This window comes from Paenarthrobacter sp. A20 (assembly GCF_024168825.1).
Taxonomy (GTDB): Bacteria; Actinomycetota; Actinomycetes; order Actinomycetales; family Micrococcaceae; genus Arthrobacter.
The window spans coordinates 4,454,898-4,476,126 of the sequence record NZ_JALJWH010000001.1 but is presented as its reverse complement, the minus strand read 5'-3'; the positions used below and the strand labels follow the sequence as shown (position 1 = coordinate 4,476,126).

Sequence of the window (21,229 nt, the reverse complement as noted above, 5' to 3'; positions counted from 1 at the left end):
ATTTGCTAATAATAATGATTCTCATTAGAATCGACGCATGCACCTCACAGTCGTCAGTTCCCTGGACAGCCAATGCCGTGAGGCCACCACTGAACGGCTCGGCCGGACCCACGCCAATTCCGTCGTGGTCCTCCATGACCTCCTGGATGGCTCGTTGGTCCTGCGGCGGGTGTACCGTGGCGGCCAGTTGTTTGAACGCGAAACCACAGTCCTGGAACATGGCTGCCTCAGCTGCACAGTCAGGTTGGATGTAGTCCCGACGGCGGAACGCCTCGCCGCCTGCGGTTTCGACCACGTGGTCCTCGGCTTGCCACCCGGAGTCGCGGCCGGAATGGCCGTAGCAGAGCTTCGCCGCGGCCTCAGCCGGCCCGCCGTCATAGACAACGCCGTGCTCGCCTTGGACCCCGTGGACCTGGACGACCACATCTGGGACCGTCACACCCTGTTCGAATCCGGGTTCACCTCCATGCCACAGGACGAGCGCACCAGCGGCGAATTCCTGATCGGGGAGTTTGGGCAGGTGGACACCGTGATGGTTCGACCCGGCTTGGGCGCAGTATTGACCGGGGAACCGCGCGAGGGGTCGGCGGCATGGCTGCTGGGACTGGAACTTCTTGGCCAGTTGGCCCCCCATGCAAACGTGGTTGGTTCGGCAGGGGACTTCCGGCCGGGATGCTTCGACGACGCCGAAGCAGCGGCCCGTAACCGGCCCGGCGTCGTACGTGTTCCCGTTAGCGAAACGTCAGGTTCCTTCCGGACGGTGCTCCACAAAGCAGGCCGTCCGTTGCATCCGGGGCGCTTCCGTGATGCGCTGCCCCAACTGGCCGTAGGCACCCATTGGATGCGTGGCCGCCTGTGGATTGCGTCTGCTCCCGCCACCCGCATCGCGGTCCAGGGAATCGGGCCGAGGGTCTGGCTCGAAAGTACGGGGAGGTGGCTGGCCGACTCGGCTGCTGCCGCACCTGGACAGGCCCACGCCGGAAAGCCGGGCGCCGACGTCGACGCTTTCCTGGACTGGCATCCGCATCATGGCGACCGCGGCACGGTCCTGGCCATCACCGGGCGCTGCGAGGACATCGACGCGGGGGAGATCCGCGGGCTCCTGGACGGCTGCCAACTCACCGAGGCGGAGATGGAACTGGGCTTCGAGGTCTGGGACGACCCCCTGGAGCTCAGCGACGCCCTCTAAGCCCATGCCAACCCAACACGCCAACCCACCCCAATAGAAGGAGAAACACCATGAAGGTCAGGAACTCGCTGCGAGCCCTCAAGAAGATTCCCGGGGCACAGATCGTCCGGCGTCGTGGACGCACATTCGTGATCAACAAGAACAACCCTCGGATGAAGGCGCGGCAAGGCTAAGCGGCAGGGTTAATGGGCGTTGTTTAATGGGGGAATGCCAATCCTGAACAAAGACATGTCCCTGTGCATTTCGCTCGCGGCCCGGCCCAGCAACATCGGTACCCGGTTCCACAACTATTTGTACGATCTGCTCGGCTTGAACTTTGTCTACAAGGCGTTCGCCCCGGCGGACATCACGCTCGCAGTGGCTGGCATCCGCGGCCTCCCGATTCGGGGCGCCGCGGTGTCCATGCCCTACAAGGAGGCCGTCATCCCCCTGGTTGACGTGATGGACCCATCGGCCAAGGCCATTGATTCGGTGAACACCATCGTGAACAATGACGGCGTGCTCACGGCCTACAACACGGACTACATCGCTATCGCAAGGCTTTTGAAGGACCACCAGGTTCCCCAGAGCCACACTGTTCTGCTACGCGGTGCCGGCGGCATGGCCAAAGCCATGGCCGCAGCCCTCCGTGACGCGGGATTCACCGCCGTCACCATCGTTGCCCGCAACGAAACCACTGGCCGTGCCCTTGCGGACCTGTACGGATTTGGGTGGCAGGACGACGTCAATGGTTCAACTGCGGACCTCATCATCAACGTCACACCGCTCGGAATGGCAGGTGAAGATGAGACCGCACAGTCCTTCGACGACGCTGCGATTGCCGCTGCCCAGGCAGTGTTCGACGTCGTTGCGCTGCCCTCGGAGACTCCGCTCATCACTGCGGCCCGGAACGCCGGCAAGAAGGTGATCACCGGGGCCGAGGTCATCGCCATCCAGGCAGAAGAACAGTTCGTGTTGTACACAGGCGTGCGCCCCGGTGCTGCCCAGGTCCGCGAAGCTTCGGAGTTCTCGCGCCGCTGACCCGGGCTAGACCGAGACCGGCTCCACCACAACAGCCACTCTCTCCTCGCCGATCCTGGTGAGGACCAGGGTGGCTGTTTTCGCGTCCTTGCCCTTGGATGGCTTGGCGGGGAGCAACTGCTTCCGTAGCTCCTCCGGGGTCACTGCCGTGCCGCGCTTCTTGATGTCCAGCACGGTGATGCCATTGTTTTTCACCCAGGCTTTGAGGGCCTTGACGTTGTAGGGCATCACTTCGAGCACCTTGTAGGCGCGGGCAAATGGAGTGTCATGCAGTTCGGGTGCGCAGATGTAGGCGATGTGCTCATCCACCAGGTGCCCGCCGAGCCGCTCAGCGACGTCGGCCACCAGGCCTGCGCGGATCACCGCACCATCGGGCTCGTACAAGAAACCTTCAACGGGCCCGACGGCGGCCACCGGACCGCCGTCGAAATCCTCGCCGCTGGTGATTTCGGCTGCGCCCTGGCTGCCAATGACCAGGGCGGCCCGACGCACGCCTGGGCGGGCCACTGCGTTGAACCACAAGGTGACTTCGGTGACGTCGCCGCCCACCGAGACCCACTGGGCTTCGCAGCCCGATGGCACGGAGTCGTGGGGGATGCCCGGACCCATTTTGACGCCGATGGCGCGGCCGGTGGCCGCCAGGCGCTCCACGAACGACAGCGGCGGGGAGAACGCTTCCGGGTCCCAGATCCGCTTTGTCCCCGATGTGGAGGTGGTGCGCCGGGCCGGATCCAGCCACACGCCGTCGATCCCGTCCAGTTCCACGGACGTGGCATCGGAGTGCACCACGGTGGCGTGCGGGAAAGGCATGAGGTTGATGGTGGCGCACGCAGCTGTGGTTTCATCCATTTCCACGGCCGTGACGGCAATGTCCATGGAGGCCATCGCCATCGAATCGGCACCGAGCCCGCATCCAAGGTCTGCCACGTGGGTGATGCCGGCCTTGGCGAAACGTTCGGCGTGCCGGGCAGCGACGTTCAACCGGGTGGCCTGTTCCAAGCCGGCCTGGGTGAACAGCATCTGGCGCGCGAACTCGCCAAACTTGGCTTCCGCACGGGTCCTCAACCGTGATTGGGTCAGGACCGCCGCCACGAGTTCAGGGGAGTGGCCTGCCTTCCGGAGATCGGCGTTGACGCTGAATGCCTCGGACTCCCGGTAAGGCCCCAAGGAGGCAAGAAGTTCCCATCCTTCGGTGGTCAGCAAGGGTGCGATCTGTTCCTGCGGTGCGTGAGGCATGGGATCAAGCCTAACGGCGCGGCACTTGACAACGTGACTTGCGAATCAGCCAGATAGGGTTGTTTTCATGGACGACAACGCAGCCCCGCAACCCTCCACCATCACAAAGTTTGCCCGACCCGCCCTCATCGCGGGGGCCGTGATCGCGGTGGTTTGCATCGGCCTGCTGATCATTATCTTCGCGCTGGATTCTTTTAATGCGGCCACGTATTCGGTGGCCGGGAAAAGCGTCAACGACGCCACCGACGAGGCACGCGACATTCGCGAGCTCTACAGCGGCGCCCGGACCGGTGGCATTATCACCCTGGTGATTGCCGGCGTCGTCGCTGTTGCTTCTGCCGTGCTGCTGTACCTGAACCGCGGCAATGCACCGCTTGATGAGGACGACGACGGCGAAGACTACGATCTGGACGACCTCACCGGCCGTTGATGGACGTTCACCCATGACGAAATGCTGGCACTCACCTTGACCGAGTGCTAACCACTTACATAGAGTCTTGTTAGCACTCTCCCCCGGAGGGTGCTAATCACGCCAAGCGTCTTCCGGCACCGCGACGACGGTTGTACGCTCCGGCACCCTAGTTCTTAGTCCATGAATCAGCTCATGAAAAGGAGAGTCCGAGTGTCGGTCTCGATTAAGCCTCTTGAGGATCGTATTGTTGTTCGCCCGCTCGAAGCAGAGCAGACCACGGCTTCCGGCCTGGTAATTCCGGACTCCGCACAGGAGAAGCCGCAGGAAGGCGAAGTTGTTGCAATCGGCCCCGGCCGCTTCGATGACAACGGTAACCGCGTACCGGTTGACGTAGCTGTTGGCGACGTCGTCATCTACTCCAAGTACGGTGGAACCGAAGTCAAGACCGGCGGCAACGAGTACCTCGTTCTGTCCGCCCGCGACGTCCTTGCGATCGTCGTAAAGTAACTTCCCGGAGCCCCGCACCGCCGCCGAGTTGGAATCATTCCGACCGTCAGCGGTGCGGGTTTTCTGTCTTGAAAGGACACAACCATGGCAAAGCAGCTTGCTTTTAACGATGCTGCCCGCCGGTCTCTTGAGGCCGGTATCGACAAGCTCGCCAACACTGTCAAGGTGACGCTTGGCCCGCGCGGCCGCAACGTCGTGCTGGACAAGAAGTGGGGCGCTCCCACGATCACCAACGACGGCGTCACCATCGCCCGCGAAGTTGAGCTTGACGACCCCTACGAGAACCTTGGCGCCCAGCTGGCCAAGGAAGTAGCCACCAAGACCAACGATGTCGCCGGCGACGGCACCACCACAGCCACCGTGCTTGCCCAGGCCCTGGTCAAGGAAGGCCTGCGCAACGTTGCTGCCGGCGCCGCTCCGGGCGAGATCAAGCGTGGCATCGAGGTTTCCGTTGAAGCCATCGCCGCCCGCCTCCTGGAGAACGCCCGCGAAGTCGAAGGCACCCAGGTTGCCAGCGTTGCAGCCATCTCCGCGCAGAGCGACGAGGTCGGCGAGCTCCTTGCCGAAGCGTTCGGCAAGGTTGGCAAGGACGGTGTCATCACCATTGAAGAGTCCTCCACCACGCAGACCGAGCTGGTTCTGACCGAAGGCATGCAGTTCGACAAGGGCTACCTGTCCCCGTACTTCGTCACCGACGCAGAGCGCCAGGAAGCCGTCCTCGAAGACGCCCTCATCCTGATCAACCAGGGCAAAATCTCCTCGCTGCAGGACTTCCTGCCGCTTCTGGAGAAGGCCCTGCAGGCCAACAAGCCGCTCTTCATCATTGCTGAAGACATCGAAGGCGAAGCCCTTTCCACGCTGATCGTCAACCGCATCCGCGGCACGCTCAACGTTGTTGCCGTCAAGGCTCCGGGCTTCGGCGACCGCCGCAAGGCCATGCTCCAGGACATCGCCACGCTTACGGGCGCCCAGGTTGTTTCCCCGGACCTCGGCCTGACACTGGACACCGTTGGCCTCGAAGTACTCGGTACCGCGCGCCGCATCACGGTAACCAAGGACAACACCACCATCGTGGACGGAGCCGGTACGGCCCAGGACGTCGCCGACCGCGTAGCACAGCTGCGTGCTGAGCTCACCCGGACGGACTCCGACTGGGACAAGGAAAAGCTGCAGGAACGCCTGGCCAAGCTGGCCGGCGGCATCGGCGTGATCAAGGTTGGCGCAGCCACCGAGGTTGAGCTGAAGGAAAAGAAGCACCGCATCGAGGACGCTGTTTCCTCCACGCGCGCAGCCCTCGAAGAAGGCATCGTCTCCGGCGGCGGTTCCGCCCTCATCCACGCCCTCAAGGCACTGGACGAGTCCCCGGCCGTCAAGGCACTGGAAGGTGACGCAGCAGCAGCTGTGGGCATCGTCCGCCGCGCCCTGATCCAGCCGCTGCGTTGGATCGCCCAGAACGCCGGCTTCGACGGCTTCGTGGTTGTTGCCAAGGTTTCCGAGCTGGAAGCCAACCACGGTTTCAACGCCAAGTCCGGCGAGTACGAGGACCTGATCGCCGCTGGCGTGATCGACCCCGTCAAGGTCACCCGTTCCGCTCTCCGCAACGCCGCTTCCATCGCTGCCTTGGTTCTCACCACCGAGACCCTGGTTGTCGAGAAGCCGGCTGAGGAAGAAGACGCACACGCAGGCCACAGCCACTAGCACCCTGTCCAAGGAACCCCGGTCACGTTGGTGACCGGGGTTTTTTGTCGTCACCTGCGGCGCGGCGACGCTATTGTCGGCGTTCGACGGCGGCGGTAACCTGACGCTAAACGCTGCGGCTTGGGTACCAACCGGGCCGCCACCACCCGCAGGGTGAGCCATGACAGCTCCGGATACAGACTTGGACCTGGGACGCTCGGCATACTCCGAACGCCGCTGGAGTGATGCCCTTGATTGCCTTGTCCGCGCGGACGCCGAAGGCGGACTGCCTCCCCAGGACATCGAACTGGTTGCTTCGGTGGCCATGCTGCTCGGACTGAACACGGAGAGTGTGCAGTATCTGACCCGGGCGCACGACGAATACCTGACCATGGGGGACGCGAACAGTGCAGCGCGATGCGCCGCTTGGCTGGTCATGTTCCTCATGGACATGGGCGAGCAGGCACTCGGACAAGGATGGTTGGCCCGCGCGAAGCATTTGCTTGAGGGCCTGGCCGGCCCCAGTTCCGCGGAAGGCTACCTCCTCATTCCTGCCGGACTGGGTTTGTTGAGGGCGGGCGACCCTGAAGCCGGGCACGGTGTGTTCGGCAGGGCATTGGAGATTGGCACCCTCCTCCATGACCGCGATCTCCAAGCGATGGGAATGCTCGGAGTGGGCACCTCACGGGTTTCACTTGGACGCATGGATGAGGGGCTGGAACTCCTTGACGAGGTCATGGTGTCGGTGACTTCCGGAGAAGTCTCTCCCATACCTGCGGGAATCATCTACTGCGCCGTTCTGGGAAGTTGCCGCCTGGCCCAGGACGTCCACAGGGCCCAGGAGTGGACGGCCGCACTGGAACGGTGGTGCGGCGAACGTCCGGACATGGTGATGTTCAGTGGCCAGTGCCAGGCAAACCGTGCAGAGTTGCTCATCCTCCATGGTGCCTGGGACGAAGCCCTGTCCGTTGCACGGGCGGCCGAGGGGCGGATCAGGAAGGGTGACCCGGATGCCACCTTCGGCAGCTGGTACCAGCAGGGCGAAGTTCTTCGTCTGACGGGGTGGTTGGACGACGCAGGTCGTGCCTATGCAAAGGCTGCAGAGACAGGCTTCGAACCCGTCCCGGGAATCGCGTACCTCCACCTGGTCCAGCACAAAACGGCACAGGCGAAAAACACCATGCGCCGGGCGTTGTCCGGCGCGGATCCGGCCAACCGTCGCCGGCTGCTCCCCGCCGTCGTGGACATCGAGCTTGCCGCAGGAGACGTGGCCGCCGCAAGGGCCGCCTCAGATGAGTTGTCTGCACCGTTGCACAGTGAAAGCCGGCCCTTGGAGTTGGCGTTTGCTTCCCTGGCCTCAGCCCATGTGCTGCTTGCCGAGGGCGATCCCGCGGGCTCGCTTCAAGCATCGAGGAGGGCTTGGCGGATTTGGTACAGCTTGGAAGCCCCCTATCAGGCTGCACGATGCCGGGTCCTTGCCGGCCGGGCGTGCGCAGCATTGGGCGATGTGGACTCGGCGGCCATGGAGTACGAGGCGGCCACAGCTGAATTCGCTGATCTGGGGGCAACCCCGGCAGCGGCCGAAGTCTTGGAACTTGCCGGTCACAAACCCAAGGACCCGTCCTCACTGACGGTGCGGGAAGTGGAAGTCCTGCGGCTCGTCGCCGGTGGCCTGGCGAACAAAGCGATTGCACGCGAGCTGTATCTCAGCGAGAAAACCGTGGCCCGGCACCTGAGCAATATCTTTTCCAAGCTCGCTGTGCCGTCCAGGGCGGCTGCCACCAGCTACGCCTTTGAGCACGGCCTGATTCGCTGAATTTCCCTCAGTTGGTGGGTAGGAATACCCATGCCCCGGCTCCTGGTATGCGCAATTCGGCCGACGCGGTGGCGGAGTCCGCAGCAATATCTTGGCTGTATCAGCACCCAGGCAGCACCACAGATGGAAGGGGAACAGCCATGGAAGCGCATCAGGACACAGAAATGGACACCGTGATCGTGGGAGGTGGCCAGGCCGGGCTCGCGCTCGGGTTCTGGCTGGCCCGGGAAGGGCGGGACTTCCTGATCCTGGATCAATACAAGAGGCCGGGGGAGGCCTGGCGGCAGCGGTGGGACTCCCTCAAACTCTTCACACCCGCCAAGTATGACGGCCTTCCGGGCAGTCCATTCCCCGGCGACCGCCTGGCTTTCCCAACCAAGGATCAGTTGGCCGATTACTTGGAGGACTATGTACGCCGCTTCGACCTACCCTTCGTTGCAAGCACCCGTGTGGACGAAATCGTAGCCGACGGTGATGTTTTCGCAGTCCGGGCAGGGGACCGCACCTGGCACGCCCGCAACGTGGTGATTGCCACGGGCGGACACCGTATTCCGAAGCAGCCACCCTTCGCGGGAGAGCTGGATCAAGCGATTGTCCAGCTGCATTCACAGGACTACAAGAACCCGGGTCAACTGCAGGCTGGAACTGTGCTGGTGGTCGGCCTGGGAAACTCCGGGGCGGAGATCGCGTTTGAGCTCGGGCGATCCCATCACACTGTGCTTGCCGGCAAGCCCAGTGGCGAGATGCCGATGCGCCACGGCCGGACAGCGGCGCGTTTTGCCTTGCCGGTCGTCAAATTCCTTGGTGTCCATGTCCTCACGCTCAACACGCCCATCGGACGAAAGGCAGCTCCGGGTTTTAAGAGCATGGCTGCCCCGCTGATCAGGACAAAGACCAAGGACTTGGCGGCCGCCGGAGTCCAGCTTGGCCCCAGATTGGAGGGGGTTTCACACGGTTTGCCGGTCTTGGATGATGGGACACGGGTCGAGGCCGCAAACGTTATCTGGTGCACGGGCTATCACGAGGATTACTCGTGGGTGAAGCTGCCGGTGTTCGACGATCGAGGTGAGCCGAGGCAGACCAGGGGAGTGGCCAACGACGTTCCAGGCGTGTACTTCATCGGCCAGGAGTTCCTGTTCGCTGCCGCGTCGGCAACACTTCCCGGAGTTACCCGCGATGCCCGCTACCTGGCCCGCCGGTTGGCAAAGGAGCGTCGGCCCATGTCAGCGCGTCGTCCTGAGGCGGATGGTCGCCGGGCCAGGGAGACCCGCTTGCCGACGAGCCGGTAGAACAGCAACACAGCAGCTGCAGCTGACACGATTCCTACCAGGTTGAGTGCCAGCTGCATGGCTGATCCTGCCGCTTTGCTGTATTCACCCAGCACCAGGGCGACGGCAACATAGCCGGCAGCCGGAACAGTAGTGACGGAAATGAAGACACCCACCAGCGCTGAGGATCGATGCGTGATCATGGAGAGCATTCCCGCCCCGCCCGCGAGTGCAGCCACTATCAGCGAGTATGGGCCCGGATGGTAAATGAACTCGACGGCGGATCCGCGCTCGAGTGTGTCGTCCGGAAACAACCCAAGGGGTACGGACAACCATGCGGCAATTGCGGTGACCACCATGGACAGGGGAAAGCCAACAGCAAGGGCGAGCAGCGAGGCCCGTACCAATCGCCACTTCCGTTCCACCAGTCCCACCGCCAACGCGGCAAGGGGTCCAAACTCCGGCCCAACCACCATGGCACCCACAATTGCGATCGTTGAATCGGTCACAATTCCGATCGCTGCCAACTGTGTAGCAATCACCAGGAATGCCAGGAAGCTCCACGTCAGTTTTGAGTCCTCGCCCGTTTGCCTGGAAACCTCGTCCCAAATGACGGCGTCTGCCGATTCGCCGGGCGCTGCCTTCTCGGCGTCGTCGGCGCGCTTGGACAAGACCAAGTCGGGTGACGAGACGGAGATTGAGCCCAGGTCCGGAACCTTGAGGGCATGAAGCCGCCCGATCAGCCCTTCCGCGGATTCCCGGGCGATCTGGACGGTGATCACGTCGCCGGGCGGTACCACGGACGCGCCTTTGTGAAGTGCCACCTCCGCGGCGCCGGTTTGACCTGAGCAGCATTCAAGGACGGCCTCGGACAAGTCCGCAGGCACGCAGAGGCGCAGTTGCACGATCATGGATGTCCTTCCTTCGACCCGGCTCCAGCGTAGTTCCGCATGGTGTGGTTTGCGGTGATCCGGGCACAGGCCACGCACAGGCAGGGCTGGGAAAATCCATAGGCTGACCTGAGCTAATTAAGCCTCGGAAGCCGGTCCAGAAAGCTGTCCCGACTGGGTTGGGGCCGCCAATCCGCGTATGATTGATGCTTTGTGCCACAGCTTTGAGGAACTGCCTAACGTGACTATGCCAACGATCCCAGCCCCTGCCCGTGCCGGCAGGCGGCCTTCCGGACCCGTTGCAAAGTCGAAGTTCCGCCCCGAAATCCAGGGCCTTCGGTCCCTCGCCGTCCTCATGGTGGTGAGCTACCACATCTGGATTGGCCGGGTTTCCGGAGGCGTGGACGTCTTCCTCCTTATCTCAGCGTTCCTCATGACGCTGCAGTTCACCGGACGCTACAAGCAGGGCCGCCCCATGGACCTCTTGCGGCACTGGCTGCACCTGTTCCGGCGGCTGCTCCCCGCCGTCGTCGTGGTCCTCTTGAGTACGCTCGCGGCGACGTTCGCCTTCCTCCCACCAACACGCTGGGTGGAGGTGGTCCACCAGTCGTGGGCCGCACTGTTCTACTTCGAAAACTGGCTCCTCCAAGGCCTGGCGGTCAATTACTACGCAACCGACCACAGCCTCGCCAGTCCTCTGCAGCACTTCTGGTCCCTGTCCATCCAAGGCCAGGTTTTCATCTTATGGCCCGTCATTTTCGCCACCGTTGCGCTTATTTGCCGCAGGTTCAGCCTGCGGTACCGGGCCACTCTCGCTTACGTTTTCGCGATCATTTTCGTCATATCCCTCACGTACTCAGTGATCTTTACTGCCAGCAACCAGGCTGTGGCCTACTTCGACACCTTTGCGCGGCTCTGGGAGTTCGCCCTCGGTACCTTGCTTGCACTGATCATCCCGGGCTTGAACTTCGCGAAGCCCGTGCGAGTGGTCATGGGGTGGATCGGTGTGGTTGCGATGCTCACGTGTGGGATCCTGCTCCAGGTGCAGACGGCGTTCCCCGGATTCGTTGCGCTGTGGCCCACGCTCGCGGCAGTCGCCGTCATTGCCGCCGGCCAGACCGGGAGCCGCTTCGGCGTGGACCGGATCCTGAGTTCAAAGTTCCTGGTTCGGTTGGGCGACAACTCCTATGCCCTCTATCTGTGGCACTGGCCCATTTTGGTGATCGCCCTGGCCTGGAGCGGCAAGGACCACGCAGGCTGGTTGTCGGGAACCGCCATCATCGCGCTGGCGCTCACGTTGGCTTTCCTAACCACCAAGTATGTGGAGAAGCCGTTCCGTGAATGGAAATGGCCCGAGGTCAAGCGCCGCCGCTCTGCCATCGCCATCGCCGCCTGCCTTGCCGTGGCGTGCGCGCCGCTCTTGGGATTCCAGTACAAGCAGGACCTGGACCTCAAAGCTGCCCAGGCGCAGGCTTTCAATGACAATCCTGGCGCCCACGCACTCGTCCCCGGATACGTTGACCTGGTCAGCGACGGTGCGAAGACCCTGCCCACGGCTGAGCAATTGCCGGAGGACTGGGCAACTCTCGCAGGACCGTGCGAGGGCCAGTCGAAACCGGACGAAAAGATGCTGCAGGATAAATGCCAGCAGAACGCCGTGGCGGACGACGACGCCGTCAAGGACATCCTGGTGCTGGGCGACTCGCACTCGCAGCAATGGTTGGCCGCACTTGGCCCCCTTGCCGAGGCCGAACACTGGAAGGTAACCGCCCTCTTGCTGGGCGGATGCCATTTCATGCCGGACAACCCCGACGCCGAGGACGGCTGCAACGACTTCAACGCCGCCGCCCTCAAGTACGCCGCGGCCCAAGCGCCGGACGCTGTTTTCATGGTGGGAACCATGGCATCGCCGTCATCGCCCGATGAGCAGTTGGTGTACGGCTTTGAGCAGACGGTCACCAACTTCAACGACCTCGGCATTGAGGTTGTGGCTATCCGTGACAACCCGCGGTACGACTACAACGTCACCGAATGTGCCTTGTCCAAGGGCGTGGACAGCGCTGACTGCAAGTCTGACCAGCCCGACGTCCTCGCCACGGAAAGCCCGTTCGCTGCCGTACAGGGGAGCTTTGGCAGCGCCGCGTTCCTGGACATGACCGACCTGCTGTGCGATGGCATCACGTGTCCGAGCGTGGTGGGCAATATGTTCGTGTACTTGGATGACAACCACCTGTCCCGGACATATGTGACCAGCATGGCCGAGATGTTTGAAGAAAGGTGGTTTGCCGCGACAGGGTGGCAGCGATGATGAACACACAAGCTACCGAAACGGCACCCGCCGCCGGACAGAAACGCACGACGTCGAAACCCGGCTTCCGTCCGGAGGTCCAAGGACTGCGCGCACTGGCTGTTCTGATGGTGGCGACCTATCATATTTGGCTTGGCCGGGTCTCCGGCGGTGTGGACGTCTTTCTGCTGATCTCGGCATTCCTGCTGACGTTGTCGTTCACGCGCAAACTGGAAAGCCGTAAGCCCTTACGGCTCCTGCGGCACTGGCTCCACGTCTTCAAGCGGCTGCTGCCCGCCGTCGTCGTGGTCCTGTTGGGTGTCCTGACAGCCACCTGGGCCTTCATCCCCCAGAGCCGCTGGCCGGATGTCCTCGCTGAGGCGTGGGCGTCGCTGTTGTACCGGCAGAACTGGCAGTTGGCTGACACGGCCGTGGACTACTACGCCCAGGATCATTCGGGTGCCAGCCCGCTCCAGCATTTCTGGTCCCTGTCCGTCCAAGGCCAGGTGTTCATTCTGTGGCCGCTGGTCTTCGCCGCCGTTGCGTTGTTGCAGCCGCAGTTGGCCAGGCTTTTCCCGGGCCGGAAGGCTGTTGCCCACCGGGCATTGCTGTTCATGGCGTTCGGGGCAGTGTTCGTGGCCTCGCTTGCTTTCTCCATCGAGCAGACCGCCAACAACCAGGAGTACGCCTACTTCGATACCCGCGCACGTCTGTGGGAATTCGCCCTGGGCTCTTTGCTGGCGCTGGCCCTGCCTTACCTGAAGCCTGGACGCCGGCTCCGCGTCTTCCTTGGGTGGACCGGGATCACCGCCATGCTCGCCTGCGGTCTGGTCCTGACCGTGGATCGCTCTTTCCCGGGGTTCGTGGCGCTGTGGCCCACCCTCGCCGCCGCGGCGGTCATCGTGGCAGGACAGAGCGGCAGCCGTTTCGGCGTGGATCGCCTCCTCAGCTCGCGGCCTCTGGTCCTGGTGGGCGATAACTCCTATGCCCTCTATCTCTGGCATTGGCCTGTCCTTGTCTTCTTCCTGTTGGTTTCCGGGGCAACTTCACCCAACCTCCTCCAGGGCCTGGGCATCATGGCCGCCTCCATGCTGCTGGCCGTGGCCACCACCAAGTACGTGGAAGTACCAATGCGCCGCTGGGAGTGGCCCGACGTACGGTCCTGGCGTGCCGCCGTCGTGATTGCCTGCTGCGGTGCGCTGCTGGCGCTGCCTGTCACCGCGTGGCAGGGCGCCATTGCGGCCGAAGGCGCAGCGATCGCGGACCAGCCCAAGGAGCTGACCCCGGGAGCCGCAGCCCTGTCCCCGGAGTACGTCGGCGCACCCACGCAGGAAGCCATGATCATCCCGGCACCGGCTGCCATGAAGGACGAGTGGGCAGACATCGACGGACTCTGCACGGGCGACAATGTGCCGTCGGACCCTCTGTTGGAAGGGTGCCTGCAGAACGAGGAGCCCGAGGAAGTCACCAAGGAAATCGTGGTGCTCGGCGATTCGCATGCCCAGCAGTACATGGCTGCCCTGGGCCCGATTGCCAAGCAGCATGGATGGGAAGTGGTCACGCTCCTGAAGGGCAGCTGCCGGTTCGGGGCAGAGTCCCCTGAACGGACTCAGGAGTGCAACGAGTTCAACCAGGCCAGTGCCGCCTATGTCATGGAACATAAGCCGGATGCCGTGTTCACCGTTGCTTCCCTGACGCACGTCACGGCGCCTTTCGAGACGGAAGTCCCCGGGTACCTCGAGGGAATCCAGCCGTTCACGGATGCCGGCATCGATGTTGTGGGTGTCCGTGACAATCCGAGGTTCAGCATCAACATGCCTGAATGCGTGCAGAAGAAGGGTCCCGATTCGCCGGACTGCAATGCCCCGCTCGAGGAGTCCTTGGCGGCGTCGTCGCCCTTGGACGATTACCTGGGCAAGGTGGAGCGGCTGTACCTGATGGACATGAGCGATTTCATCTGCGAGCAGGGGACATGTCCGGCCGTGGTGGGCAACGTCTATGTCTACAAGGACGACAACCACCTCACCAAAACGTACGTGCAGAGCATGATTCCCATGTTTGAAGAGCGCCTCCTGGCCGCCACGGGATGGTCCGGCGGCTAGTTTCGTCCTTCGGTTGGGTTCGGCCTGCGGCCGGGCTCCGACACGCGCGACGCCGGCCTGCCGCCAGTGCTGTTGCTCACACTGGGGCGTCGCGGAATATGGCGATAGGCGCGAAGGTTCTACTATTTATTCAATACCCGGCAGCACTTTCTCCCACGCAGTACCCATGCCGAAGTACCGATGCACAGGCCAGTCCCGTAATGACGGGCTGGTCATCAGTTGCAACCCCTACCAGTTAAGCCCCCAAGAACCCAGGTAAGAGGCGCACACTCATGACCCAGCCCGAACACAATCCCTTTGGCTTTGTCGGCCTGACGTACGACGACGTCCTGTTGCTCCCGGGCCACACCGATGTCATTCCGTCCGACGCGGACACGTCATCCCGCATCTCCAAGCGCATCTCCGTGCAGACCCCGCTGCTCTCCGCTGCTATGGACACGGTGACCGAATCCCGCATGGCCATCGCCATGGCCCGGCAGGGCGGTTTGGGCGTGGTTCACCGCAACCTGTCCATCGATGACCAGGCCGAGCACGTTGACCGCGTCAAGCGCAGCGAGTCCGGCATGATCACCAACCCACTGACCATTGGCCCCCAGGCCACGCTGCAGGAACTGGACGAACTGTGTTCCCGCTACCGCGTCTCCGGCCTTCCCGTCGTGGATGCTGACGGACGCCTGCTGGGCATCGTCACCAACCGCGACACCCGCTTCATCCCGGAATCGGAATTCCCGCTGCGCAGCGTCAGCGACGCCATGACCAAGATGCCGCTCATCACCGGGCACGTGGGTATCAGCCGCGAGGAAGCCTCGCACAAGCTGGCCACCAACAAGATCGAGAAGCTCCCGCTCGTTGACGAGCAGGGCCGCCTCAAGGGCCTGATCACCACCAAGGACTTCACCAAGGCTGAGCAGTACCCGCTGGCCACCAAGGACGACGAAGGCCGCCTGCGCGTCGGTGCTGCCATCGGCTTCTTCGGCGACGGCTGGGAGCGCGCCATGAAGCTCATCGACGCCGGCGTGGATGCTTTGTTCGTGGACACCGCCAACGGTCACTCCCAGGGCGTGCTTGACATGATCCGCCGCCTGAAGTCGGATCCGATTGCTGCCCACGTGGACATCATCGGTGGGCAGGCCGCAACCCGTGAAGGCGCCCAGGCGCTGATCGACGCCGGCGCCGACGGCATCAAGGTAGGCGTTGGCCCCGGATCCATCTGCACCACCCGCGTTGTTGCCGGTGTCGGCGTTCCGCAGATCACCGCTATCTACGAATCCGCCAAGGCAGCCATCCCGGCCGGAGTTCCGCTGATCGCCGACGGCGGCCTGCAGTACTCCGGCGACATCGGCAAGGCACTGGTCGCCGGTGCCGACACCGTGATGCTCGGCTCGCTGCTGGCTGGCTGCGAGGAATCGCCGGGCGAACTCATCTTCGTCAACGGCAAGCAATTCAAGAGCTACCGCGGAATGGGCTCCCTCGGTGCCATGCAGTCCCGCGGCAAGAACACGTCCTACTCCAAGGACCGTTACTTCCAGGCCGACGTCTCCGGCGATGACAAGCTGATCCCCGAGGGCATCGAAGGCCGCGTAGCCTTCCGCGGCCCGTTGGCTTCCGTTGCCTACCAGTTGGTTGGCGGCCTCCGCCAGACCATGTTCTACACGGGCGCACCCACCATCTCCGAGCTCAAGGCCCGCGGCAAGTTCGTCCGCATCACCCCTGCCGGGCTCAAGGAATCGCACCCGCACGACATCCAAATGACAGTGGAAGCCCCCAATTACGGCTCACGCTAAGAATCGCCTGTTCCCCGCGGAGACCTCCGCGGGGAACAGTTCTTTAACGGACCGGCTGTTGACGGGCAAGCGGAATTGTCGGCCCGGGAGAATAGGCTGGGGGCATGTCTGAAAAGCCCGCACAACCGCGGCACCCGGAGTCCATCCGGCTGAACAACACGCCGCCCCGCAAGCTGGCGCTGCGTCCCTATGCACGCGCCGTCGGGCAGGTCCTGAAGGTGAGCTTCAAGGCCTCACCCGTCGCGGTGATCATGAAGGTGCTTGGCTCGCTGATCTCCGCCACGCTTCCGTTGGTCACCACCTACTTCGCCGCCCTGACCACCACAGCCTTGGCGGCCGGTTATGCGGGGGATCCCAACGCCGGTCCCCAAGCCATCCTGTACGTCATCATCACTGCTGCGCTGGGGTTGTTTTGGGGTGCCTTCAGCAGTGTTGACCGCTACATCCAACAGCTCATGAGCTTCAAGGTGGGCGCGATCGTTGGGGACATGATGTACCAGCGTTTCCTGGCGCTGGAGTTTTGGCGTTACGACGACAAGGAAACGGTGGACCTTTACGACCGCGCGAAGCGGTTCTCGGACTCCTACGCCCGCGTGCTGGACAGGATTGCCGCAATCTTCACCCAACTGGTCTCCGTGATCCTCGCCATCGGTGCGCTGGTCCTGGTCAGTTGGTGGATCGCCGTCATCGTTCTGGTGGCCATCGTGCCCAGTGTGTATCTGCAGTTCAAACTGTCGCGTGAGCAGATCGCGCACTGGAACACCCAAGTGGATTCGCGCCGGCAACGCCGGATGATCGAACAGAACCTGCTTCGTCCGCAGCACATCGCGGAGATGCGGCTCTACGGCATTGTTGGATACCTGATGGACCTGCGATCACGGCTGCGGGACGCAGACGAGAAGCGACGCTTGGATTTCCAAAAGCGGTATATTCCCAAACAGCTGGCTGCGGACTCCCTGCAGTATGGCGCCGAGGTGGTTTCCCTGATCTGGGTGGTCGGGCAGATCATCGCCAGGGCCCAGCCGGTGGGTCAGTTCCTCTACGTACAGCAGATCGTGAGCCGGGCACTTTCCACGGCCAACAGTCTTGTCTCTTCCTTGAGTTCCATCGACGAGGACCTCGCCAACCTCAAGGATTATGAGCTGTTCATGGCCCTGCCTGTTCCCAGCGGCAACGAAAAACCCCTGACCATTTCGCCCACCACCGTGGAGCTCCGCGACATCCGCTTCAGCTATACCGGAAGCGACATCGAGGTCATCAAGGGCATTTCGATGACCATCACGGCGGGCCAGCACATTGCGATTGTCGGTGAAAACGGTGCGGGAAAGTCCACACTGATCCGTATCCTTGCGGGACTGTACCGGCCTGACTCCGGCCACGTACTGCTCGACGGCGTGGATCTTGCCGGGATCGACGTCACCAGCTGGCACAGGCACCTCGCTGTGCTGAGCCAGGAGTTCCTGAAGTACGAGTTCGCCACCGCCGCGGAAAACATCTACCTCGGCGACGTGGACCAACCCCGGAACGATGACCGCATCAGGCGGGCGGCCTCTGACGCCGAAGCCATGGAGTTCATCAACAAACTGCCCAACGGCTTGGAAAACCATGTCAGCAACTGGATGGAGGACCCGCGTGGTCGCAAGGGCAGTGGGCTGTCCGGCGGGCAGTGGCAGCGGCTGGCCATGGCGCGCAACTTCTACCGGGATGCCTCATTCATGGTCATGGACGAGCCCACATCAGCCATAGATGCCTTGGCAGAGCACCGTATCTTCACCAGGCTCTTCGCCGACCGAAGCAGTACCATCATCGCCATCAGCCACCGCTTGGCCACCATCGAGAAGGCCGACATCGTGTACATGCTCGAAGATGGCCGGATTGCGGAGCAGGGGACCCACAAGGAGCTGGTGGCGTTGAGGGGCCGCTACTTCCGGATGTTCGAGTCCCAACTCTCTGTGGACGAAACCAGCCAGAACACCCCCTGAGAATTAGAGCGGGCCGTATCCTGCGTTGCCGTAGGGATCACGCCACGTGGCGAGGTCCTGTTCCAGCATCGCCCGGAAATGGGGATCAGTTGTGGCCTTGCGGCGAAGGGACTCCCTCGAACGGCCCGCGATGGTGGCCGGGACGATGATCCCCACCACGAGGAGGCACACCATGAAGGCAAGAACCGTAGCCAGCGTCAGCAGCGCGGCAGGATCCTGCCACGTCGATGGCTTGGCCATGAGGGCGAACAGCCCTATGAAGGCGATCAGGATGAACCCCGCGAATGAAAGCGCGCCCCGTAGGCTCCCGGGCCCACGATTGACGATCGCCCGGCTGGTTCGCGGCAACCGGTCCCGTACCCGTAGGTAGAAGACGGAGGAGAGCACGGCGAGTGCCGCGCCGGGAAGGCTGAGGGAGGGAACCGGCACCAGCGTGCCCAACCGGATGGCGAGGATGACACCCAAGAGGATGAGGACTGCCCCCATGCCAATGCCGGCGGCCCAAGCGCCCATGTAGGAACCCCTCGCATCAGCGATCTCGCGAAGACGGGAGCGCGCACCGGCCGGAGTAATGGCGGAGAGCTCCGTGGAAAGCCAGTAGTCCAGGGGGAGGGCAGAGCGGGAAAGTGGAGTGGGGCCGGTCTGGTAGCTCACCAGGGGTTTTCCTCCAGGGCTAGGGGAGCAATGAGCTCATGGTTGGTGATGGCCGACGCCTGGCCTTCTTCGTTCTGGGTGGTCATTACTGCCTTCTCCTCAGCGGTTCTGAGTCCAGTTTAGGAAGTGGCGTGATCAGGTAAGCCATCCCGGAGTCCATTGGCACACTTTGTGAAGTGTTTATTTGCCGAATCGGGGTTCTGGGAGGGGTCCAGTAAAGTAAGAGCCGTGACTTATGAGATTGAGATTGGCCGTGGCAAGCGTGGGCGTCGTGCCTACTCCCTGGATGACATCGCGATCGTCCCGAACCGCCGGACGCGTGACCCGAAGGACGTCTCTGTCTCCTGGCAGATCGACGCCTACAAGTTCGACACCCCCGTGATCGCGGCACCCATGGACTCGGTGATGTCTCCGGACACTGCAATCGCCTTTGGCCGGCTCGGAGGCCTTGGTGTTCTGGACCTTGAAGGTCTCTGGACCCGCTACGAGGACCCCCAGAAGGTCCTTGACGAGATCGCCGCCCTGGCCGATGAGACCAGCAGCCCGGCCGTTACCCGCCGCATGCAGGACCTCTATCAGGCGCCCGTCCAGCCCGAACTCATCAGCTCCCGCCTTGCAGAGATCCGTGCCGCAGGCGTCACCGTTGCAGGCTCTCTGACCCCGCAGCGCACGCAGGAACACTACAAGACAGTGGTGGCTGCCGGCGTCGACATCTTTGTCATCCGCGGAACAACGGTTTCTGCTGAGCACGTCTCCAAGAACCACGAACCGCTGAACCTCAAGCAGTTCATCTACGAACTTGACGTCCCTGTGATCGTAGGCGGAGCGGCCGGCTACACGCCTGCCTTGCACCTCATGCGTACCGGTGCTGCCGGCGTCCTGGTGGGCTTCGGCGGCGGTGCCACCACCACGACGCGACGAGCCCTGGGTATTCATTCGCCCATGGCTTCTGCCATCTCCGACGTCGCTGCGGCACGTCGCGACTACATGGATGAGTCCGGTGGCCGTTACGTTCATGTCATTGCCGATGGCGGCATGGGCAGCTCCGGCGACATCGTCAAGGCCATTGCCATGGGCGCTGACGCCGTGATGCTCGGCAGCGCGCTGGCACGCGCGGAAGAGGCACCTGGCCGCGGCTGGCACTGGGGTCCGGAAGCGCACCACCTCGAGTCGCCCCGTGGCGACCGCGTCAATGTTGGCACGGTCGGTCCGCTGGAAGAGGTCCTCTTCGGACCTGGCCACCACACGGACGGAACCTCAAACCTGATCGGTGCTCTGCGCCGTTCCATGGCAACCACCGGCTACTCGGACCTCAAGGAGTTCCAGCGGGTTGACGTCGTCGTCTCGCCGTACGCAGGCAACTGACAGCACGGCCCCTGAGGAAGCCCCTATCCTTCCGACTTGTCGGAGGGATAGGGGCTTCCTGTGTCCCGGGGAAGTTCTCCCCATCGCGGCCATCCACCGATCCCAGTAATCTGGCGGCCGAAGAACTTTTGCTGGCAGAGACGTGGGGGTAGAAATGGCACCGGGCATTTTTGGGGCAGATGTTGCCCAGCTAAGGTCACTGTCCAAAGTGATGGGGGCCTCGGGAAACTCCCTGTCCAGCCTGGAGCTCAACATCAACGGCATCGTCGCGTCCACTGCCTGGAAGGGCGCCGACGGCGAGCGGTTCCGCTCGGAATGGTCCGGGAAGATGCGGCCCATGCTGCACAAGGCCAGCGAATCGCTCCGCACCCAGGCGAAGTCGCTGCTTGTCCAGGCAGATGAGCAGGAACAGGCCAGCCAAGGTTCCGGCGGAACGTCGCAGGGTTCGGGGTCCGGGACGGGGTCCGGGCCAGGGACCACCCCGTTTTCGCCGGTGGTGGAAGCCAACGGCAACACGGGCTACCAAGGGCTGAACTTTGCCGCTTCCGGTGGGGGCTTCATTGCCGACCTCCTCCTCAACAAGATGGCCAAGGCAAATCTCCTGGTACGCCAGCCGTGGAGCCTTCTGGGCGCCCAATTCGGGCAGATGCCCGGCGTTGGGTACCTCAAAGGCACGCAACTCCTGAACGGTCTCTCCATGGTGGGCCGTGCAGCGGGTGTCCTGAGCGTCATCGGGGGTGTGGCGCAGTTTGCTGATGGCTACATGCGCGGCGACGGCTACGCCATGGCCGACGGAGGTATCACCACTGTTCTGGCGGCCGGAAGCTTCGTACCTGTCGTGGGACCCTTCTTTGCAGGTGCCAGCCTCGCATGGGCCGGAATGGGCTTCCTTGCGAAAGGGCTCGGCTACGGGTCCACCTCGGAAATGGTGGTCGACGGCGCCAAAGCCGTCGCCGGTGCCGTAGAGGATGGCGCCAAAGCTGTGGCCGATGGGGCGAAGAAGGTGTGGGGTTGGCTGGGCGGTTGACCGGATTTCCTAA

At 63.1% G+C, this 21,229-nt stretch carries 17 protein-coding genes; 14 read left to right on the top strand and 3 right to left on the bottom strand.

Annotated elements, in window-relative coordinates; translation table 11 throughout:
* Positions 1-37: 37 nt before the first annotated feature.
* The 3 genes from J3D46_RS20755 to J3D46_RS20745 are packed head-to-tail and all read left to right on the top strand — an operon-like array spanning position 38 to position 2,209.
* Positions 38-1,189 carry a GTP-binding protein gene (locus tag J3D46_RS20755; RefSeq protein WP_231339533.1) on the top strand — a complete coding sequence of 384 codons (1,152 nt, stop codon included), beginning with the start codon at positions 38-40 and terminating at the stop codon, positions 1,187-1,189.
* Positions 1,190-1,239: 50 nt separating this feature from the next.
* Positions 1,240-1,362, top strand: coding sequence for a type B 50S ribosomal protein L36 (gene ykgO / locus J3D46_RS20750; protein ID WP_011775528.1), 123 nt, complete (start codon positions 1,240-1,242; stop codon positions 1,360-1,362).
* 34 nt (positions 1,363-1,396) lie between these two features.
* Positions 1,397-2,209, top strand: coding sequence for a shikimate 5-dehydrogenase (locus J3D46_RS20745; protein WP_231339534.1), 813 nt, complete (start codon positions 1,397-1,399; stop codon positions 2,207-2,209).
* Positions 2,210-2,215: 6 nt separating this feature from the next.
* Here J3D46_RS20745 and J3D46_RS20740 read toward each other — a convergent pair whose 3' ends face one another.
* The gene (locus J3D46_RS20740) at positions 2,216-3,445 is read right to left on the bottom strand and encodes a class I SAM-dependent methyltransferase (RefSeq protein WP_231339535.1); all 1,230 of its coding nucleotides are present in this window, start codon (positions 3,443-3,445) and stop codon (positions 2,216-2,218) included.
* 67 nt (positions 3,446-3,512) lie between these two features.
* On the opposite strand from J3D46_RS20740, the gene J3D46_RS20735 reads away from it, so the two are divergent.
* The 5 genes from J3D46_RS20735 (at position 3,513) to J3D46_RS20715 (ending at position 9,146) form a co-directional block, all read left to right on the top strand.
* Positions 3,513-3,875, top strand: a complete 363-nt coding sequence (locus J3D46_RS20735; RefSeq protein WP_231339536.1) for a hypothetical protein — start codon at positions 3,513-3,515, stop codon at positions 3,873-3,875.
* 192 nt (positions 3,876-4,067) lie between these two features.
* The gene (gene groES, locus J3D46_RS20730; RefSeq protein WP_011775524.1) at positions 4,068-4,364 is read left to right on the top strand and encodes a co-chaperone GroES; all 297 of its coding nucleotides are present in this window, start codon (positions 4,068-4,070) and stop codon (positions 4,362-4,364) included.
* 84 nt (positions 4,365-4,448) lie between these two features.
* Positions 4,449-6,062 carry a chaperonin GroEL gene (gene groL, locus J3D46_RS20725; RefSeq protein WP_231339537.1) on the top strand — a complete coding sequence of 538 codons (1,614 nt, stop codon included), beginning with the start codon at positions 4,449-4,451 and terminating at the stop codon, positions 6,060-6,062.
* 160 nt (positions 6,063-6,222) lie between these two features.
* Positions 6,223-7,857, top strand: coding sequence for a response regulator transcription factor (locus tag J3D46_RS20720; protein WP_231339538.1), 1,635 nt, complete (start codon positions 6,223-6,225; stop codon positions 7,855-7,857).
* 140 nt (positions 7,858-7,997) lie between these two features.
* On the top strand, positions 7,998-9,146 hold the full coding sequence (locus J3D46_RS20715; RefSeq protein WP_231339539.1) for an NAD(P)/FAD-dependent oxidoreductase: 1,149 nt from the start codon (positions 7,998-8,000) through the stop codon (positions 9,144-9,146).
* On the opposite strand, the gene J3D46_RS20710 is transcribed toward J3D46_RS20715, so the two are convergent.
* Positions 9,041-10,036, bottom strand: coding sequence for a DUF389 domain-containing protein (locus J3D46_RS20710; protein ID WP_231339540.1), 996 nt, complete (start codon positions 10,034-10,036; stop codon positions 9,041-9,043). The two genes, J3D46_RS20715 and J3D46_RS20710, sit on opposite strands and share 106 nt — an antisense overlap.
* 226 nt (positions 10,037-10,262) lie before the next feature.
* Between J3D46_RS20710 and J3D46_RS20705 the strand changes: the two genes are divergently transcribed.
* From J3D46_RS20705 to J3D46_RS20690, 4 genes are all read left to right on the top strand, one after another.
* Positions 10,263-12,323 carry an acyltransferase family protein gene (locus tag J3D46_RS20705; protein WP_253469268.1) on the top strand — a complete coding sequence of 687 codons (2,061 nt, stop codon included), beginning with the start codon at positions 10,263-10,265 and terminating at the stop codon, positions 12,321-12,323.
* Positions 12,320-14,404: an acyltransferase family protein gene (locus J3D46_RS20700; protein ID WP_253468659.1), complete on the top strand. Its 2,085-nt coding sequence runs from the start codon at positions 12,320-12,322 to the stop codon at positions 14,402-14,404. The genes J3D46_RS20705 and J3D46_RS20700 overlap by 4 nt, the downstream gene beginning before the upstream one ends.
* Positions 14,405-14,676: 272 nt before the next feature.
* Positions 14,677-16,188 (top strand): IMP dehydrogenase, encoded by a 1,512-nt coding sequence (gene guaB / locus J3D46_RS20695; RefSeq protein ID WP_253468657.1) that lies wholly within the window; start codon positions 14,677-14,679, stop codon positions 16,186-16,188.
* Between the two features lie 104 nt (positions 16,189-16,292).
* Positions 16,293-18,170 carry an ABC transporter ATP-binding protein gene (locus tag J3D46_RS20690; RefSeq protein WP_253468655.1) on the top strand — a complete coding sequence of 626 codons (1,878 nt, stop codon included), beginning with the start codon at positions 16,293-16,295 and terminating at the stop codon, positions 18,168-18,170.
* 3 nt (positions 18,171-18,173) lie between these two features.
* Here J3D46_RS20690 and J3D46_RS20685 read toward each other — a convergent pair whose 3' ends face one another.
* Positions 18,174-18,824, bottom strand: a complete 651-nt coding sequence (locus J3D46_RS20685) for a hypothetical protein (RefSeq protein WP_253468653.1) — start codon at positions 18,822-18,824, stop codon at positions 18,174-18,176.
* Positions 18,825-19,052: 228 nt separating this feature from the next.
* Between J3D46_RS20685 and J3D46_RS20680 the strand changes: the two genes are divergently transcribed.
* Together J3D46_RS20680 and J3D46_RS20675 are read left to right on the top strand one after the other, a co-directional pair.
* A complete protein-coding gene (locus tag J3D46_RS20680; protein WP_159703872.1) occupies positions 19,053-20,189 on the top strand; it encodes a GuaB3 family IMP dehydrogenase-related protein in 1,137 nt (378 codons plus the stop codon).
* Between the two features lie 154 nt (positions 20,190-20,343).
* Complete coding sequence (locus J3D46_RS20675) at positions 20,344-21,216, top strand: hypothetical protein (RefSeq protein ID WP_231339545.1); 873 nt, start codon at positions 20,344-20,346, stop codon at positions 21,214-21,216.
* Positions 21,217-21,229: the final 13 nt, after the last annotated feature.